The organism is uncultured Ilumatobacter sp., from assembly GCF_963980585.1.
GTDB lineage: Bacteria > Actinomycetota > Acidimicrobiia > Acidimicrobiales > Ilumatobacteraceae > Ilumatobacter_A.
The window spans coordinates 1-18,795 of the sequence record NZ_CAXCAM010000006.1; the positions used below are offsets into that span (position 1 = coordinate 1).

Genomic DNA, 18,795 nt, shown 5'->3' on the forward strand with positions numbered 1-18,795 from the left:
TGCCGGACCGTTCTTGAGACCGCCGGTTCACACCATCACCGCAATGATCGTCGACGCGCTGTGCGACGAGTGACGATCGTCGGCGCGTCCGGGTCAGGTAAGTCGACGCTCGCAGCACAACTCGCCGCACAACTCGACGCCCGCCTCGTCGAACTCGACGCGATCTTCCACAAGCCCGACTGGACGCCGACGCCGACGCCGCAGTTCCGTGCCGAAGTCGCAGCGGCGCTCGACACGGATCGTTGGGTCGTGGCGGGCAATTACTCCGTCGTGATGGACCTGACCCAGGGCAGCGCCGACACGATCGTGTGGCTTGACATGCCGCGCTGGCTCGTCACCTGGCGCGTGATCAAACGCAGCATTCACCGTGCCGCGAAACGCGAGGAACTGTGGAACGGCAACCGCGAGCGATGGCGGAACCTGATCAAGCGCGACCCTGAGGACAACATCATCGTCTGGGCGTGGACGTACCACGGTGTGCATACACAGCGCTACACCGGGTTCGCCGCGGGCGACTTCTGGGCCCACGCCGACGTCCGCCGACTCCGATCGTCGCGCCAAGTACGCGACTTTGTGTCGTCAGCGAGTCTCGGGGAACCCGAGATCGACTGAACTGGTCGCCGGGTCTGGCCAACGGCTCGTCACGACCTTGGCCCGGGTGTAGAAGTTGATGCCCTCGGGTCCGTACATGTGCGTGTCGCCGAACAGGCTCGCCTTCCAACCGCCGAAGCTGTAGTAGCTCACTGGCACCGGAACCGGCACGTTGACGCCGACCATACCGACCTGGACGTCGAACTGGAACTGACGCGCGGCCCCGCCGTCACGGGTGAAGATCGCCGTGCCGTTGGCGTACTGGTTGGCGTTGATGATGTCGATGCCCTCTTCGAAGCCGGACACGCGCATCACACCGAGGACCGGACCAAAGATCTCGTCGCGGTACGACGCCATCTCGGTCGTCACGTTGTCGAGCAGCGTCGGGTTGACGAAATAGCCCTCAGCAGGCACGCTCTCGCGGCCGTCGACAACGACCGTCGCGCCCTCGTTGGGTGCTCCGTCGATGTAGCCAACCACACGATCACGCGACTCAGCGGTGATCAGTGGGCCCATCTCGCTGTCTGACTCCATTCCATTCCCGACCTTGATTTTCGGGATGCGGTCGGCGATGGCGTCAACCAGTTCGTCAGCAATGCCGTCGGCGGCCAGAACGACGCTGATTGCCATACAGCGCTCCCCTGCCGAACCGTAGGCTGCGCTGACCGCCGCGTCGGCGGCCATCGAGATGTCGGCGTCAGCGAGTACCAGCATGTGGTTCTTCGCTCCGCCGAGCGCCTGCACGCGCTTGCCGTTGCTCGTACCGGTTTCGTAGATGTACTTCGCGATCGGCGTCGAGCCCACGAAGCTCACTGCTTGGACATCGTCGTGTTCGAGCAAGCGGTCAACCGCCACCTTGTCACCCTGCACAATGTTGAAGCACCCGTCCGGGAGCCCTGCCTTCGAGAGCAGTTCGGCGATAAACATCGTCACCGAGGGGTCCTTCTCACTCGGCTTGAGCACGAAGGTGTTGCCGCAGGCGAGGGCATTGGCAAACATCCACATGGGAACCATCGCCGGGAAGTTGAACGGCGTGATGCCGGCGACGACGCCGAGCGGTTGACGGATCGAATACACGTCGACACCAGTCGCTGCCTGCTCGGAGTAGTCACCCTTGATGAGCTGCGGGACGCCACATGCAAACTCGATGTTCTCGAGACCGCGCGCGACCTCGCCGAGCGAGTCGGACAGGACCTTGCCATGCTCAGCAGTGAGCAGCATCGCGATTTCCTTGCGGTTTGCGTCGACGAGCTCACGCATGCGGAAAAGGACTTCGGCGCGCCGCGAGAGCGACGTCGATCGCCACGCCGGGAACGCTGCGGCCGCCGCGGCAACGGCGGCATCAACTTCGGCAATCGAAGCGAGATCGACCGCGCCGGTCTGAGTTCCGGTCGCCGGGTCATAGACCGGAGCGGAGTTGCCTGACGTCGACGCGACGACGCGACCGTCGATCCAGTGACTGATTCGGTTCATGGCGTTGGTTCCTTCAGTTGTTCATCGAGTTGTTGAGGTGTCCGGCGCTCGTCGAGCGCACGACGCACGATCGCTGCGTCGGAGGGCGAGGAGAGTCCGTCGACCGGTTGATCGGCGTCGAGGTCACCCGGAAAAGCGTATCCCTCCGCGGAGGCCGAAATCGCCCGATCGAGACAGGCTCGATCGACGCCAGCATCGAGTCGCGCGAGCAAACTCGGATAGATCGCTCTGACCATGGCCCGCCGGTCGATCGCCTCCATGGCTCGCCCAAATGCGGTACTGACCTGCAGCAGGTTCGCCATACGACGGACATCGGCGGTGCGGTTCGTTCCAGCGCCGTGGAACACAGCCGGGTTGAAGAACACTGCATCACCTTTTGCGAGCGGCAACTGGCGATGGTGCTCCGCGAAGTACTCCTTGAAATCATCGCGACGCCACGCCACGTAGCCGGCGTCGTACTTCTGGGAATGCGGCATGTACATCGTTGGTCCCGTCTCGATCGGCATGTCGCAGTGCGCCACCGCGCCCTGCAGCGTGAGCAACGGAGACAATCGGTGAATGTGCGCCGGGTATTCTTCGGCGACGTCGTCCTCCATGAACCCGAGGTGGTAATCGCGGTGAGGCTGCTGCGCTTTCCCACCCGGGTTGACAACGTTGACCTGTGAGGTCATCTGATAGTTGGGGCCGAGCCACGCGAGCGAGGCCAACGCAATCGCATCGTTGGCGTAGTAGTCGACGAACACGTCCGGGTCGGCAATGGCCAGTTTCTCGAGCGCGTTCCATACCCGATCGTTGTCGCCCGCCGTCGCGAAGTGGTCACCCACCTCACCCTTGGTCTCGCGTTCGCCATCAATGATTGACTCGAACGCAACCGTTGCTGCATCGATGGTCCCAGGTGCGACTGCCCCCTCCAGAACCACGATTCCCGGACCATTGCTGAGCACCTCGGCGATCTCACCGAGGCATTCTTTACTCGGGGTCAGCGCCGCAGCGTCATAGATGACCACGCCCTGCTCGCTACGGCTCGCATGCGGGTAGTCATCGATGTCGGTTGGACGCTCGACGATCGCACGGAACTCGTCGAGCGAGCATCGAGCAGCTTCGAACCATGCATCAGCCATGATTGGCCTCCTTGTTGAGTGCGACGAGTCGCTCGAACCGTGGCCGAACGAGCGTCTGCAACAGATCAGCTCGATCTGCAGCTGGAGCGCGAACAGCCTCGCCCCACAGCGCACGACCTACCATAAACCCCGAGCAACCCGCCGCGTTGGCCACCGCGATCTGATCGGCGAAGTCATCGAACGATCCGCCCCCCGACAACATCGCCCACGGGACCTCAACTGCGGCGGTGACCTGTTCGCACGCTGCCGGCGAACCGGGAAACGGCAGCTTGAGCAGATCCGCACCGAAGGCAGCAAAGCGCTCAGCGGTCTCAACGATCAGCTCGGATCGACGGCCGGGGGTGGCCAGACCATAGAACAGCGGCTCGAGCGCGATCGGTAAGTCGTGGGCGTGGCACTCCTCGACCATCTGGATGGCGAACGCCTCCTGTTCGCCAACCAGCCGTCCGTCGGGGCGGTACGGCAGCAGCAACTTTGCCGACGACGCGCCGGAGGCTTTGGCCAATTCCGGCGACCACCCGTCGAGCAACCGCGTTGGTTCCGCCTCCGGATCATCGAGGTAACCCTGCGCTTCGAGAGCTGCCAGGAACCCGACCCCTGCGGGAAGAACCCCTGCGTCGAGCACCTGCGGGATCGAGTACTCGGGTTCGAGCATCACCCCGGTGGCGAGATCCGCGAGGCTTTCCACCACTTCGATCTTCAGATCCGTGATCGATGCGGCATCGATCGACGCTGGAGCGTCGGGAGCAAGGAACTCGCGGAGCGAATCGCGATGGTCGATCGCCAAGATCGAGAAGCGGCCCGCGCTGTCGGTCAGACCCGGTGTGGTCATTCTGGTTTCGAGACGACGGGAAGATCCCATGCTTCGTGGTCCCAGTTGTCTTGGATCCACAGGTGCGCGGGGTCGAAACACGGCGGCGTCGTACGTTCGTCGTCGTACAACTCGCCTGCGAGATAGTTGAGGAACATCATGTGCGAACTCGGACACGCGACCGAGGAGTGATACCCCTTGGTCACCAGCACCGCCTCGCCATCACGGGCGCTGAACAGCTCGTCGAAGTCTTCGTCGTCGCGCCAGTTGCGCTGCATGACGAATCCGTTGTCCGGTGTGACTCGGAAGTAGTAGACCTCTTCGAGGTAGGGCGATCCGTCACGACCGTCGTGGCAATGCGGCGCCCAGCCCGACCAGGTGCCTCGCGGGACGTAGACCTCATAGAGAATGAGCCGTTCGGCGTCAATCGGCGGGGCGAGCACGTGGTTGACATGGCGGTATGCCGAACCGCCACCGCGGAGCTCCTGCTTCATCTCCTTGGGCTCGATCAACCGGGTCGGGTACTTGCCCTCCGCCGGCGCTGAGCCGATGGAGAATTCGAACCCGCCCTCGGAGGCGACCACGTTGATGGCGTCGCCCGGCGTGACGTAGACGATGTGGGGCATCTCTTCGAACACCGAAGTTCGGCTGATCTCGAAGGTCTGCCCTCCGGCGGTCACTGTGCCGGCTCCTGAGATTGGCACGATTGCGGTCTCTTCGTCGGGCCGCGTGGACGTGTGGGTGTCGCCTGCCTCCAACTCGACGACGGCGAAGCTCAAAAAGTCCCACCCGGCGTTGTCGGGCGTGATGTCAATGCGGACTGAGCCATCCGGGTTGCGGGCGCGATGGTGGGCCAGGTCGGTGTTGCGCATCGGGCCGACCGGGCGGGCGTGACGCAGTGGCTGGCCGGAGTGTGACAGTGGTTCGCTCATCTCAGGGTCTTCCGTTCAGTTGTCGATCTCGGCAATGCGGACCGGGCGGTTTTCGGTCATCGAGCGCTGCGCCGCTTGGGCGATCACGAGTGGGGCTCGACCGTCTGCCCCCGAGGCCGGGCTCGCCACGTCGCTGCGCACGTAGTCGAGGAAGGCAGCCCACTGGTCGAGATAGCTCTGCCCATAACGCTCGAGGAAGAAGTTCTGGAGCGGCGGCCGCCGATACCCAGCCTCTGTGGCCAGCACGCTGTTGAAGTCGTGGTAGTTGTCCGAGGCTGCCTTGCCCAGATTGCCGAATGCCTCGACGCGCTGGTCGTAGCCATATGCCGCACGTCTGCTGTTGTCGATGGTGGTCAGGGCGCCGTTTGCGTGGGTGAGCAACACAACGCCCGTGTCGATGTCGCCTGCCTCGCCAATGGCCGGGTCGACACGAACAGCTCCGCGCGCGTAGACCTCGACGACGTCGCTGCCGGTGACGTACCGCGCCATGTCGAAGTCGTGAATTGTCATGTCGTTGAACATTCCGCCAGAGACGCGGATGTACTCGATGGGCGGTGGTCCTGGGTCGCGGCTGGTGATGCTGCACAGGTGCACGTCGCCAACGGCTCCGTGTTGCACTGCGTCGGCGACGGCTTTGTGGCTCGGGTCGAACCGCCGGTTGAAACCGATCTGGAGCTTGACGCCAGCATCGGCGACGGCGTTGAGACCACGGTCGACCTCTGCCAGGTCAAGCGAGATCGGCTTCTCGCAGAAGATCGCTCGGCCGGCGACTGCCGCAGCGACCATGGCATCGACATGGGTGTCGGTGCTGGTGCAGATCGCTACTGCGTCAACGTCTTCTGCGTTGACGGCATCATCGAGTGACGAGGCGACTCGAACGCCGAGGTCGCCAGCCACGGCCTGCGCCGCGGCCTCCACGACATCGAAGACGACGCTGACGGAGGCTCCGGGAACCTGGCGAGCAAGCATCTCAGCATGCATCTTGCCGATGCGGCCACAGCCGAGCACGGCGAATCGAACGGGAGTGTCAGGCACGACGTTGGCCCTGCTTTCCAGTGGCAACGTCATCGTGGGCAGCGACGACGGAGGGACGATTCGACACTTCGGGGACGCCCACTTCCCAGTACGTTCCGCCCTCAGTCCATTCGTAGCGATGGGTCTGCAGCGCAATCACGTAGGTCCGATCAGATGCTCGAGCTCGATCCATCGCCGACTCCAATTCCGTGACCGTGTGCACGGTCTCGGCGTTGCATCCTTGCGCCTTGGCCAGCATCTCGAAATCGACGCGGACCTCGGTGTTGGGCCCCTTGCAGTCGTCGAGGAGATTGTTGAACGGCACGCCACCCTGATTGATCTGCAACCGATTGATGACCGCGTACCCGCCGTTGTCGCAGATGATCACGATCATTTTGTGACCACCGATGACCGAGCTGTACAGGTCGGAGTTGAGCATCATCGTCGAGCCGTCACCGACAAACACGATGACCTCGCGGTCTGGCATCGCCATCTTGGCGCCCCAGCCACCGGCAATCTCGTAGCCCATACAGCTGAAGCCGTATTCACAGTCGAAGCTGTTGATCTCGTCGGCGCGCCACCCGTTGTTGACCTCGCCCGGGAATCCACCGGCAGCCGCCAACACATAGTCGCCAGGTTGCTTGTTGCGGTCGACAGCGCCCACGACTTGAGCGTAGGTCACGGGTTCCCCGGCCGCGACGGAGTCGTCGCTTGGCGCAGCAATCTTGTCGATGTACGCGTGGTAGCCGGCCCGCTCTGTGGCTGCTCGCTCGGTCCATGCTGCATCGACGACCCAGTCGGCAAGAGCGTCAGTGAGTTCCTCGAGCCCAGCGCGGGCGTCAGCAACCAGTGGCAAGGAACGCCGCTTGCGGGCGTCGAACCTCGCAGCGTTGAGCCCAATGATCGTCACGTCCGGGTGCTGGAACAGCGTCCACGAACCAGTGGTGAAGTCTTCCAGGCGGCTTCCGACTGCAAGAACCACATCGGCCTGGGCTGCAAGCGCATTGGCGGATTCGCAGCCTGTGACGCCAATGGGTCCCGCGTTCAGTTCGTGTGCTGCGACGAGGCTTGCCTTGCCCGCAACGGTCTCGACCACCGGAATGCGATGCCGCTCGGCAAATGCGAGGAGCGCTGCTTCAGCAAAGGAGTAGTGGACACCACCGCCAGCGAGGATCAGTGGTTGCTTGGCGCTGCGCAACGCATCGACCGCTGCTGCGAGTTGACCCCGATCGGGTCGGGCCCGAACGATCCGATGATGCTGTGCAGCAACAAACTCGTCAGGCACGTCAAATGCCATGGCTTGCACATCTTGAGGCAGACCGAGGAATGCCGGGCCACAGTCAGCGGGATCGAGCATGGTGTCGATCGCCTGAGGCAGCGACGTGAGCAGCTGGTCGGGCATGGTGATGCGGTCCCAGTAACGAGCGACCGGTCGGAACGAATCGTTCACCGTGGTCGACGGCACCCCGAAATGTTCGACCTGCTGCAAGACCGGATCCGGAGTTCGCGAGGCAAAGGTGTCACCCGCGAGCAGCAACAATGGCAAGCGATTCGAGTGAGCCACTCCTGCGGCCGTGACCATGTTGGTCGCGCCGGGCCCGATCGACGATGTCGCCGTCATGATTTGCCGGCGCCTGACCGCCTTGTTGTACGCGGTCGCGGCAAGCGCCATGCCCTGCTCGTTCTGGCCGCGCCACGTCGGCAGTTCGTCCTTGCGTTCTTCAAGGGCGTGCCCGAGGCAGGTGACGTTGCCGTGACCGAAGATGCCGTAGACCCCTGGAAACAGCGACGCTGTGCTGCCGTCACCAAGTTCGGTGGTTTGAGCGATGAGATGGGCAACGATCGCCTGAGCGACCGTCAATCGTTGGGTCCCCATTGGGTGACTTCTTTCGTTCGATTCGTTTTCGATTCGTGTTCGACCAGAGTTCAAGCGAGACGCTGCACGGGTTCCCAGCGCTCGGACTCCCAGCTCTGCAACAGGGCAGCCTGAACGCTGACGTAGTCGATTGCCTCAGCAAAGCCGGGCTCGTGTTGGCGGCCAGCGGCGACGCTCGACAGAAATTCGTAGTCTTCGATGACCTTGAGGTCCTCGTAGCCGATCGAGTTGGCATCACCGGGCACAAAGTTGCCGTGGTACGGATATCGATCACCGGCGTACACCGTGGTGTATCCGCGAGCCTTGTCGCCGACCAGGTTGAGCTGGAGTTGATTCATCGTCTCAAGATTCCACTTGAGCGAACCCTTGGTTCCATAGATCTCGAAGGCGCACTGGCTTTCTGGCCCGACAATGGTGCGGCTCGCCTCGAAAGTGCCGCGCGCTCCGTTCTCGAACTTCACCATGGCCCCGAAGTAGTCCTCGTTCTCCACCGGACCAGTCGGGTCTTCGGGCGAACCGAGGTCGTAATGGGTGCCACCGGGTTGTGGGATGGGACGGTCAGGAATGTAGGTGTGGCCGGTCCCGACGACTTTTTCGATCGGTCCCACGAGCATGTGCGCGAGATCGATCGAGTGACTGAGGATGTCAGACGACACGCCGTGTCCCGCCCCGTCGAGTTGGAAGCGCCACGAGAGCAGACCCATCGGGTCCGATCCGTACATCGTGAAGAATCGGCCGTTGTAGTTCGTGATGTCGCCGAGCGTTCCGTCTTCGATCAACTGCTTGGCGTACTGCACGAGCGGCGCCCACCGATAGTTGTAGCCAACGCCAGTGATCACACCTGCGGCTCGCGAAGCAGCTTCGATACGTACCGTCTGCTCGGGCGTCCCGCCGACCGGCTTCTCACAGAACACGTGCTTTCCGGCTGCGGCCGCTGCGATGGCGATCGGCTCATGCAACATGTTCGGCGCGCAGACACAGACAACGTCGACATCGGGGTGGTTGACCGCCACGTTCCAATCAGTCGTTCCCTCACGGAAGCCGAACGATTCGACGGCCTCGTCGACCCGTTCTTGCAAATTGTCGCTGATGATGATCAGCTCCGGGTCGTAGTCACGCTCTGGGAACAGCGTCGGAATGCGGAGGTACGAGCGCGTGTGGGCTTGGCCCATCCAGCCGAAGCCGATCACGGCAACGCCGATCTTCTTGCGGGTCATTGTGGTCCTTGTTGATGGGGGTGAACGATCGCTGCAGCCGTTGCGACGGCTCCAGCGACATCTCCGTCGGAGGGGTAGAGCAGAGAGCGGCCGACAACAAGGCCACGAACGTTGGGGACATCCATTGCTCGACGCCACTCGTCAAATGCGGTCTCAGGGCGGGGGCCAGGCGTTCCGCCGAGGATCAGTCCAGGCATCGAAGTTGCGGCCATGACGCGCTCGACCTGGGCGGTCGCGGGAAGCTTGAGCCAGGTGTAGGCAGAGCTTGCACCGAGTGCATTAGCGATCCCGACGCACTTCACGAGCGTGTCGTCGTCGGTGTCGAGCACCTTGTGACCGCGTGCATCTGTTGTGTACGGGAGCGGTTCGAGCATCGCCAGCTTCCGGACGGCTGCAAGCTCGGTGATCCAACGGGCGCAGGCCTCGATCGTTGGCTTTGAGCGTTCGTCGTCCAGGTCGATGCGGAGCAACATCTTGGCGCCGTCGAGGCCTTGTTCGACGATTGATGGCACGGTATGGCCCGTCAACTGATCATCGAGTTCCCAGGCCGAACCCATCAGGCCGCCACGGTTGATCGAACCGATTGCAACTTTGCCATCGAGTGCACCGAGCAGCGCGAGGTCATCGAGAATGTCGGGCGTCGCCATGACGCCATCGACGCCCGGGTCGGCCAGCGCTGTCATCGTCCGCTCGAGCACATCTCGACGGTCGGCCATGACAAACGGTTGACCAGACACCCCGACCATGCCGCGGGCAGGGTGATCGATCGCAATGATGAACGTGTTGCCGTCAGCGGCGAGCAGCGGTCGAGTCGTTCGCGCGCCAAGTGCTGTGGCGATCGCACCTGGATCAGTCGCGCGAGTCTCAAGCAGACCGCTCCATGCCTCGTTGCTGATGATCACCGGATCACTCGATCGGGGACCTCACCGGTCGCCAGCAGGTGATCGATTTCGGCTGATGTCGGCATCTCGTCCGAGCACATCAGGCGACCGGCGACAATCGCCCCTGCAGCGTTGGCGCGGGTCACGATCTCTGCTGGGTCCCAACCCGCGAGCAGCCCATGAGCCAACGAGCCACCGAACGCATCGCCCGCCCCGAGCCCGCACACGACGGGGACGCGGATCGGGTCGACGACGGTGCGTGAGTCAGCAGTCGCAACCATCACCCCATCGCCACCCTGCTTGACGATGGCGATCTGCACGCCACGTTCGAGCATGCGGTCCGCTGCTTCGTCAGGAATGCGCGTGCCGACGGCAATCTCACATTCGTTTTTGTTGCCGACTGCCACCGTGCAGTGGTCAATTGACGGCGAGATGTACTCAGCAGCCTGCTCCGGAGAGTCCCAGAACATGGGTCGGTAGTCGAGGTCGATCACCGTGTGTTGCTTGCGACCGCGAGCCTCAAGTGCTGCCATAGCTGCTGAGCGGGAAGGCTCTTCGGCAAACCGTGACCCAGCCAACCAGAACAGTGGCGCCGAGCGGATGGCATCCATCGGCATGTCCGCAACCGAGATATCCATATCCGGACCTCGCGGCTCCCGATAGAAGTAGATCGACGGCTCTTCGGGCGGCATCAGTTCGCAAAATACGACCGGAGTCAGCAGATCGGGATCAGTCGAAATGAACTCGTCGTGCACGCCGAATTCGCGAAGACCCTGTCGAACATAGGCACCAAACGCGTCGTCTCCGACGCGATTGATGACGGCGGCTTTGCGACCGAGCCGCGCAGCCGCGACTGCGACGTTGGTGGGACTGCCACCGATCGATTTGCGGAACGTCGAAACGTCAGCAAGGGCAACATTGTGTTGCTCGGGATACATGTCGACCGATGACCGGCCAAATGTCAAGATCTCGAGTTCCTCCAAATCGAAAGGCTCCGAAGGGTTCAACTTGTCGCGCCCGAGTCGCGGAGTTCGTGTTCAAGAGCTTCGAGTTCTGCTCCGCCCGACATGAGACGCGTGAGGTCGTTGACATCGATCTCGTCCTTGGCGAACGAACCCATCGACCGACCCCGATTGAGGATGAGGAACCGGTTCCCCACAGGGTACGCGTGACGCGGATTGTGAGTGATGAAGATCACGGCCAGACCCTGATTTCGGGCCTCGACGATGCGCTTGAGCACCACGCCCGATTGTTTGACACCGAGGGCCGACGTGGGCTCATCGAGAATCAGCACCTTCGCGCCGAAGTACCCAGCACGGGCGATGGCGACAGACTGCCGTTCTCCACCAGAGAGCGTGCCGACCGGCTGTTCGGTGTCACGGATGTCGATGCCCATCTTTGCCATTTCGTCCTTGGCGATCCGCTTCGCCTCTTTCGTGTCGATCCACTTCAACGGCCCGATGCTCTTGGTGGGCTCGGATCCGAGAAAGAAGTTGCGCCACACCGACATCATCGGAACCATCGCGAGGTCCTGGTACACGGTGGCGATACCACTGTCGAGTGCGTCACGCGGAGAGTCGAAGGTGACCTTTTCGCCTGCAAGACGGATGGTTCCCTCGGTCTGCTGGTGCACACCGGCAAGGATCTTGATGAAGGTCGACTTGCCGGCACCGTTATCACCGAGCACACACGTCACCTCACCGGCGGCGACCGACGTACTGACGCCACTCAGGGCAGTGATGCTGCCATAGAACTTCGAGACGCTGTCGAGTTGCAGAAGCGGCTGATCAGACATCGTTGTTCTCCGTGAGTGAATCGAGGGCCATGTCAGAGGTTGGGTTCATCGGCGGATCGCCTCGGCTCGGTTGCGGAGGTACTTGTTGGAAACCACAGCCAGCAGGAGGATCACGCCAATAATCAGGAATCTCCAGTCAGTGTTCCAGCGGGCAGCAGAGATGCCGGCCAACGGCATCGACATGATGCAGGCGCCGATCGCGCCACCAAAGGCTGTTCCGTAGCCCCCAGTGAGCAACGTGCCACCAACCACTGCAGCGATGATGAAGAAGAACTCCTGACCATCACCAGCATTTGATTGAATCGAGTTGATGCGGAACGCAACGAGCAAGCCGACGAACCAAGCAGCGACGGAGACCAGCATGAACAACTGTGTCTTTGTCCTGGCTGCGGGCACACCGACTTGACGAGCGGCTTCTTTGTTGCCACCCACAGCGACCGTCCAGCTCCCGAAACGCGTCCGGGCCAGCACCCACATCATTGTTGCGGTGAATGCGACGAACCAGAAGAGACGAATCGACGTCTTGGCCGGGGGCACCTCCGCAAGTAGTTCCGCCTCGGTGATGAACAGCATGCGGAAAGCAAGTCCGACAAAGATCGAAACAATGCCGAGGATCAACATTCGGCCACCGAGGTGGTCAGCGCTGGCCGATTTGACTCGACGCTCGACGAATCGCGAGACGACGAATCCCCACACGAACACGACGACCGCAGCGAAGAGCAGAACCGAGAACAGCGAGGCCCGGAACTTCGCTGCTTCGGAGTCGATGAAGGTGAGGGCTGCGATGACGACAACCGCGAGTGCCAGTACCGAGGTCACGGCACCCTTGGTGGCCGGACTCGCTGACAGGGCAGCCTGCGACGCCATGGCGATCAAGGCCATACCAGCGGTTACGAACGCAAGCAACAGGATGACTCGAATACCCTGCGTGGTGAACGGGAAGAAGAATTCGTGGGTCGACGAAGAATCGATCAGCACTGCGATGACCGCGCCGAGCACGACGAGTCCGAATCCGAGCCCCAAGAACTTGCGCATCTTCTCGTCAAGGATGACAGCCCCCCGGTCCTCAATCGGCTCGTACCGCCAGCTGACCCAGCCGTGCATTCCGAGAAAGACGGCAACGGCCATGACGACCGCAATCGCGGCGTTGACTCCGACACCGTCGGTGAGATGGAGCGCAATCGCAGCAGCAATGCCAAGCCCAAGGCCGACGATGAACTCAATGAGGCCGGATGACTTGCGCTCCTCGGCACGCTGGAACCAGAGTTCACAGATCGCGAGCAGGACGATGATGACACCAGCAGCAAAGATTGAAATGTAGAAGAGGTCGCGCAGCTCGAACGGGTGCTCATTGCGAGCCCATTCGGCAGCGAAGATCGGTCGGAAGAAGTCGAAGTCGCTTGCCTCGTCGGTTCGGCCGATTTGAATCTGGCCGACGAATCGCTTCGACAGGCCGAGCTTCAGCCCAATGAGTGCGAAGAAGGTTCCGAGTGTGATGATAAAGCTTGGCTGACCGGTTCGTTCGACCATGAACCCATTGAGGTAGCCGATGCCCAGCGCGACCAAGAGCGACAACGGAATGGCGAGCAGCATCGGGAATCCGAGGCCACCGAGTTCGCCCGTCTCTTTGACCAGGTAGATGATCAACATCCCCATTGCCCCAGTCATGGCGCCCGATGACAGGTCAAATTCGCCGCCGATCATCAGCATCGAGACGGCAACCGCCATGATGCCGAGCGTCGCCGCGGTATCGAGCCACGTAAAGGTCTGCCCGACCGTGCCGAACGTGCCCGAGGCCGCCCAGAAGAAAATCCAGATGCCAGCAGCTCCAATGAGGCCGCCCACTTCCGGGCGGACGAAGAGCCGTTGGAATACTGAGCGGTAGGCGAGGCGCTCGTCGCCGCCGGCTGCCGATGCAGCAACGGCAGCATCCGTCGAGATCTCACCGCTTGGCGCCTCAGTCGGTGTCACGGTTGCAGTGTCGGGTGAGTCGTGCTCGTTCACAGGGTCCCTTGCAAGAACTGGTCATGTGACCCTCGGGCCACGTTAATACTCGGAGTGCGTGGGGGGAAGTGGTGCGACGGCGGTGGGATCGGAAAAGTCCGATCCCACCGCCATTCACGTCACGTTCAACACATCATCGATGTACTGAACGTCTGGTGCTGATCAGATCAGCGGGTACCTGCCGCGCTCAATTCGATAACAGCAGTTGCATTGTCAGTTGTCACAAAACCCGGACCCGTAAGGATCGGCAGGCCGCCGCCCAGAGTGTTCTGGTTGGTGACGTTGAGGTACATGAGCAGGACCGGCATGTAGCCCTGCAGGTACTGCTGCTGGTCGACCGTGAAGGCCACGTCGCCTGCTTCGATTGCGCCGAGGAGATCCGGCGTCATGTCGAATCCGCCGATGGTGAGGTCGCGACCGAGGTCCTGCGCTGCGCGCAGTGCCGACATGGTGATGACCGGGCCGACGCCGAGGACGCCGTCGATGTCCGGATCAGCGGCCAGGAAGGCGTTGATGGTGTTCTGCTGCTCGGTGGTGTCTGCGTCGAGGCCCATGAACTCAATCACGGTTTCGCCGCCGAATGTCTCAGCGAGGCCGTTGCACCGTTCTTCGAGGCCGACGTTGCCCTGTTCCTGGAATGCGCAGAGAACCTTGGTTGCTCCAGCATCGTTGAAACGCTCACCGGCACCGTTGCCAGCAACGTCTTCGGACTGGCCAACGTGGGTCAGCGCGCCGATTGCCTGGTAGTCGTTCGCACCCGAGTTGAGGGTGATCACGGGGATTCCTTCGGCAACTGCGGCCTGCAGCGGTCCGACGAGTGCGTCGGGATCGGGCAGCGATGCAGCGATGCCGTCAGAACCTTCCGCAACGGCTGCTTCGATGTCCTGCACCATCACCTGTGCGTCGTTGACGCCCGGCTTCCACACCAGCGTCACGCCGAGGTCTTCAGCGGCGGCATCGGCGCCGCGCTGTACCACGGACCAGAACGGGCCGTCGTCGGAGTGAGTGATCATATGGAAGGTGAGGTCGCCGGCCTGAGTTTGATCGACTTCTTCGGGTGCATCGGTCTCAACCGGCGCTGCCGTGTCGGTCGATGCGGCAGTGTCGGTCGAAGCCTCACTGCTGCTGTCGTCGTCAGAGCCGCCGCAGGATGCAGCGACGAGTGCGATTGCCGGCAGGAGTGCCAGCAGCTTCTTGGATGTCTTCATGTTCTCCCCTTTGTCAGGTGTGGATTTCCTCGTCAGCCGAGGCGGGTGCCTCGATCCCCTTGAGGAACTCGATGCTCGCAAGAACATCGAGAAGTGGGCCAGCACCGACTGCAGGTTCACCCGCAGTGATGGCAGCGTCTTGTTCGAGTACATACCATTGGTCGTACCCGCGAGCTTCGAGTTCGGTGACGATGGCACCGATCGGGACGTCGCCACGTCCCAGGTTGCAGAACATCCCGGCCTGCACGCCGTCCATAATCGACTGGTCGCCGGCGAACACTGGTCCAGCGAGATCCATGACGACGTCTTTGAGGTGGACATGGCGGATGCGGTCAAAGGCGATGTCGATGAACTCGAGTGGATCCATTCCACCGATTTGCATGTGGCCCATGTCGAAGGTCCAGCCGACATCAGAAACGTCAAGCAATGCTTCGATGTCGGCGCGAGTTTCGACCACTGTCCGCAGGTGAGGATGAATGGCTTGCGTCATGCCGAACTCGCCCAGGATGTCGTCAACAATCGACAGCGTCTTGGCCGTGAAGTTCCAGTCGTCAGATGTCAGGGCCGTGCGCGGACCCCAATCCCAATCGGTCACAGCCGACGTAACGAAGACGGTGGCACCAGCGGCCGACATCAACTCAGCTGTGCGGCGAGCGGCTTCGATGGTCGCGTCGAGTTCTGCTGCCTCATGCAGCACGAGCGGGACGAAGCCGCCGATCATCTCGAGGCCGAACTCTGCACAGAGATCCTTCAGTTCGGCTGGGTCGGTCGGAAGGTAGCCATCTGAGCCGAGCTCGGTCGCAGTCAAACCAAGCTGCTGCATCTCGCCGAGCACGCGGCGCGGCTGCAATTCAAGACCCCAACCGGGGACTTCGCAGACCCCCCAGCTGATTGGGGCACCAGCGAGCCGCGTCAAAAAATCTGTCACGTTTCTCTCCCCCCGTCGCGAAAAATTAGAGCGCTCTAATTTCCGATGTGGCTACTATGGCTCTTGTCACTACGACGTGTCAAGCCCAGCTGGCATCAACGGACCGGACCCCCTCATATGTCACAACCCACGATGCAACAAGTCGCCGAGCGCGCTGGGGTTTCACTCGCGCTCGTCTCGCTCGTCATGCGGCAGGCACCGAACGTCTCGGACTACCGCCGCCAGCTCGTCCTCGATGCTGCCGAACATCTCGGCTACCGCCCCAACGTCCTCGCTCGAAACCTGGCGAGTCGCCGGACCAACACGATCGGTGTGGTCCTCAACGACATCCACAACCCTTTCTTCGCGGAGATCATCGACGGCATCCAGGCTGCTTCCGACGAAGCCGGTTACCGCGTCCTCATCGGCAACGGAAAACGTTCACCGTCGGGCGAAGCGGAGATGGTGGAAACCTTTCTCCAGTTCCGAGTCGACGGCATCATCACCGCCGGCGCAACGATGCCGATGTCGACCATCGAGGCAGCTTCGGAGAGCACCAAGATGGTGGTGGTCGGTCGGAGCAGTCGAAGCCAGGTCATCGATTCGGTCAACACCGACGATGTCACCGGAGCGCGTCTCGCGGTCGACTATCTGGTCGAGCTTGGACACCGTCGCATCGCACACATCGACGGCGGCACCGGAGCGGGCGCCGAAGCGCGTCGACGCGGCTACTCACAGGCGATGACGGATCATGGATTGTCCGCCGAGATTGTCACGGCCGGCGGAGACTTCACCGAGTCTGGCGGATATCACGCGGCCAGCGAACTGCTGAACCAATCCAGCCGACCCACCGCCATCTTTGCGGCGAATGACTTGTCCGCGGCAGGCGCGCTCGATCGCATCGAGGACGCAGGTCTCGCCGTGCCGGATGACGTCTCCATCGTCGGCTACGACAATACGGCACTCGCCGCAATGCAGCATCTGTCTCTGACGACGGTGAACCAACCGCGAGACGAGCTCGGGCGCCTGGCGGTGGGGTTCATACTCGAACGACTCCGCGACGAGCGCACCGACTCGGTCCACCACATGATTGCACCGGCCCTGGTCAAACGTAAGACGAGCAGCCGCCTGACAGCAGGAGAATCAACATGACCACCGACCCCACGCCGCTTCGAGTCGGCATCGTCGGGACCAGTTGGTGGGCAGACTCGATGTACTTGCCAGCCTTCGCTGCCCATCCCGGCGCCAGCGTGGTCGGCCTCTGCGGGCGTACCGCCGCCACCGCTGAAGCGCTTGCAGCCACGTGGGATGTGCCGTGGTTCTCGGTCGACAGCGACGACTTCCTTGACCCCGAGCGGCTCGATGCAGTGGTGGTGGCGACCGGCACGGATAGCCATGAAGAGCTGACGATGACCGCACTCGACCGCGGACTCCACGTGCTGTGCGAAAAGCCGCTTGCCCCTGACGTCGCTGCTGCAGATCGCATGGCCCGACGGGCCGCCGAGACCGGAGCGATCACGCTCGTCCCGTTCACGTATCGGTACATGCCGACCAACCAGTTCGTGAAGCGACTGATCGACACCGGATACGTCGGCACGCCATTCCATCTCAACATGCGCTACTTCACGGGGTACGCCCGCGATCACGAGTACAACTGGCGATTCGATCAGGAGTTGGCGGGTTCGGGCGTCCTCGGCGACCTCGGAAGTCACTGGCTCCACGTCGCGCGCTGGCTGCTTGGCGAGATCACCCACATCGGCTGCGTCAGCGACAGTTTCTATCAGCGCGGCCCACGACCAGATGGCTCGCCATACGAGCAGAACGAAGATTCCGCTCTGATGACCGTTCGGTTCGCGAACGGAGCCCATGGCTCGCTCCAAGTGTGCGCCGCGAGCTGGGAAGGTACTGAGTTCAACCAGACACACCACCTTGATCTGCACGGAACAGATGGGACGATCTACGCGGTCAACGATTGGTCGAACCTGCAGCAAGTGAGTGGGGTCCGAGCCGATCAGCCCGGTCCAGCGCAGGTGCTCGACGTTCCGGACGACATCTGGAATGGCGCACGTCGCGACCGCGTCCATGACACTTACCGTGATGTGTTCCGCGCAGGCGGTGCAATGGTCGGCGACTGGGTCGACGCGGTGCGCGCTGGCAGGCCGATCGAACCAGACATCGCGGAAGGCGCGATCGTGCAGCATCTCATCGACCTCGCCACGCAGAGCGCGGCGGGCGACGGGCGACTCCTCGACGCTCGACGGTGAAGCATCTCGTTGCCGCGCTGATGGCCGTCGCGCTGCTCGGGTGCGACGGCGACTCGGCACCAGACGTTGTCCAGTCCGGCGTCGGCATCGTGGCTGAGGGCTGCGCAGGAACCACCAAAGAATTTGGGAGTGGGATCGCCGTGGACCGCCCAGGGCATGTCGTCACCACCGCCCATACAGTCGCGGGCGCGACGGCGATCACCGTTGTCGACTCCTTCGGCGTCGAGTTTCCTGCCACCGTCGTGTCCTTTGACAAAGACGCGGACCTCGCACTGCTCGACGTTCCAGGCCTCGCTGCACCACCGCTCGCCGTCGGCCGAGCCGAAGTCGGCGACGCACTTGCTGTTGTCTGGTCGCCCGACAACGGCGTGCGCCCAGTGAGCGTGATGATCACCCGCAGACTCGACATCACCATTGAGGACATCTATGTCGAAGATGAGGTCCGCCGGTCCGGCCTCGAACTGGTCGGCGACATCTCCGTCGGCGATTCAGGCGGTGCGGTCGTTGACGGGTCCGGCGACGTCGTCGGAATCATTTACGCACGGTCACGACCGCGGCCCCAGACCGCCTTTGCGACGGACGACGGCGAGTTGGAGCGTCTGCTCAGCGAGCGTCCACTCGACGCCACCGACCGATGCCAGTGAGATGTGCAACAGTGCGGTCGTGAGCATCGATCGCTACGAGTTCCCGTACCCCTCCCC

Annotated in this window: 17 protein-coding genes; 4 read left to right on the forward strand and 13 right to left on the reverse strand. The window is 62.4% G+C overall.

Translation table 11 applies throughout. The features are described from left to right. Positions 1-612, forward strand: a 612-nt coding sequence (locus ACH2DW_RS03240) for an AAA family ATPase (RefSeq protein WP_394928275.1), incomplete at its 5' end; no start/stop codon positions are given. Here the strand turns inward: ACH2DW_RS03240 and ACH2DW_RS03245 are convergent. The 13 genes from ACH2DW_RS03245 to ACH2DW_RS03305 form a co-directional block, all read right to left on the reverse strand. Continuing rightward, entirely contained in the window at positions 580-2,064 is a 1,485-nt protein-coding gene (locus ACH2DW_RS03245) for a CoA-acylating methylmalonate-semialdehyde dehydrogenase (RefSeq protein ID WP_394928276.1), read from the reverse strand. The genes ACH2DW_RS03240 and ACH2DW_RS03245 overlap by 33 nt on opposite strands. Then, complete coding sequence (locus tag ACH2DW_RS03250) at positions 2,061-3,185, reverse strand: phytanoyl-CoA dioxygenase family protein (protein ID WP_394928277.1); 1,125 nt, start codon at positions 3,183-3,185, stop codon at positions 2,061-2,063. The genes ACH2DW_RS03245 and ACH2DW_RS03250 overlap by 4 nt, the downstream gene beginning before the upstream one ends. Further along, positions 3,178-4,017 carry a hypothetical protein gene (locus ACH2DW_RS03255; protein ID WP_394928278.1) on the reverse strand — a complete coding sequence of 280 codons (840 nt, stop codon included), beginning with the start codon at positions 4,015-4,017 and terminating at the stop codon, positions 3,178-3,180. The genes ACH2DW_RS03250 and ACH2DW_RS03255 overlap by 8 nt, the downstream gene beginning before the upstream one ends. After that, a complete protein-coding gene (gene iolB / locus ACH2DW_RS03260; RefSeq protein ID WP_394928279.1) occupies positions 4,014-4,928 on the reverse strand; it encodes a 5-deoxy-glucuronate isomerase in 915 nt (304 codons plus the stop codon). Before iolB ends, ACH2DW_RS03255 begins: the two co-directional genes overlap by 4 nt. A 15-nt stretch (positions 4,929-4,943) precedes the next feature. Continuing rightward, the gene (gene iolG / locus ACH2DW_RS03265; RefSeq protein WP_394928280.1) at positions 4,944-5,963 is read right to left on the reverse strand and encodes an inositol 2-dehydrogenase; all 1,020 of its coding nucleotides are present in this window, start codon (positions 5,961-5,963) and stop codon (positions 4,944-4,946) included. Beyond that, complete coding sequence (gene iolD / locus ACH2DW_RS03270; protein ID WP_394928281.1) at positions 5,956-7,818, reverse strand: 3D-(3,5/4)-trihydroxycyclohexane-1,2-dione acylhydrolase (decyclizing); 1,863 nt, start codon at positions 7,816-7,818, stop codon at positions 5,956-5,958. Before iolD ends, iolG begins: the two co-directional genes overlap by 8 nt. Positions 7,819-7,868: 50 nt before the next feature. Then, complete coding sequence (locus tag ACH2DW_RS03275) at positions 7,869-9,035, reverse strand: Gfo/Idh/MocA family protein (RefSeq protein ID WP_394928282.1); 1,167 nt, start codon at positions 9,033-9,035, stop codon at positions 7,869-7,871. Then, positions 9,032-9,937, reverse strand: coding sequence for a hypothetical protein (locus ACH2DW_RS03280; protein WP_394928283.1), 906 nt, complete (start codon positions 9,935-9,937; stop codon positions 9,032-9,034). The genes ACH2DW_RS03275 and ACH2DW_RS03280 overlap by 4 nt, the downstream gene beginning before the upstream one ends. Next, positions 9,934-10,899, reverse strand: coding sequence for a 5-dehydro-2-deoxygluconokinase (iolC, locus tag ACH2DW_RS03285; RefSeq protein ID WP_394928284.1), 966 nt, complete (start codon positions 10,897-10,899; stop codon positions 9,934-9,936). Before iolC ends, ACH2DW_RS03280 begins: the two co-directional genes overlap by 4 nt. 20 nt (positions 10,900-10,919) lie before the next feature. Continuing rightward, a complete protein-coding gene (locus ACH2DW_RS03290; RefSeq protein ID WP_394928285.1) occupies positions 10,920-11,711 on the reverse strand; it encodes an ATP-binding cassette domain-containing protein in 792 nt (263 codons plus the stop codon). Between the two features lie 45 nt (positions 11,712-11,756). Further along, entirely contained in the window at positions 11,757-13,682 is a 1,926-nt protein-coding gene (locus tag ACH2DW_RS03295) for an ABC transporter permease (RefSeq protein WP_394928286.1), read from the reverse strand. Between the two features lie 200 nt (positions 13,683-13,882). Continuing rightward, complete coding sequence (locus ACH2DW_RS03300; RefSeq protein WP_394928287.1) at positions 13,883-14,923, reverse strand: sugar ABC transporter substrate-binding protein; 1,041 nt, start codon at positions 14,921-14,923, stop codon at positions 13,883-13,885. Between the two features lie 13 nt (positions 14,924-14,936). Then, positions 14,937-15,851, reverse strand: coding sequence for a sugar phosphate isomerase/epimerase family protein (locus tag ACH2DW_RS03305; RefSeq protein ID WP_394928288.1), 915 nt, complete (start codon positions 15,849-15,851; stop codon positions 14,937-14,939). Between the two features lie 132 nt (positions 15,852-15,983). Here ACH2DW_RS03305 and ACH2DW_RS03310 point away from each other — a divergent pair, with 132 nt between their 5' ends. The 3 genes from ACH2DW_RS03310 to ACH2DW_RS03320 are packed head-to-tail and all read left to right on the forward strand — an operon-like array spanning position 15,984 to position 18,738. Next, positions 15,984-16,982, forward strand: coding sequence for a LacI family DNA-binding transcriptional regulator (locus ACH2DW_RS03310; protein WP_394928289.1), 999 nt, complete (start codon positions 15,984-15,986; stop codon positions 16,980-16,982). Continuing rightward, positions 16,979-18,094, forward strand: coding sequence for a Gfo/Idh/MocA family protein (locus ACH2DW_RS03315; RefSeq protein WP_394928290.1), 1,116 nt, complete (start codon positions 16,979-16,981; stop codon positions 18,092-18,094). Before ACH2DW_RS03310 ends, ACH2DW_RS03315 begins: the two co-directional genes overlap by 4 nt. Continuing rightward, positions 18,091-18,738, forward strand: coding sequence for a trypsin-like peptidase domain-containing protein (locus ACH2DW_RS03320; protein WP_394928291.1), 648 nt, complete (start codon positions 18,091-18,093; stop codon positions 18,736-18,738). The genes ACH2DW_RS03315 and ACH2DW_RS03320 overlap by 4 nt, the downstream gene beginning before the upstream one ends. Positions 18,739-18,795 lie beyond the last annotated feature (57 nt).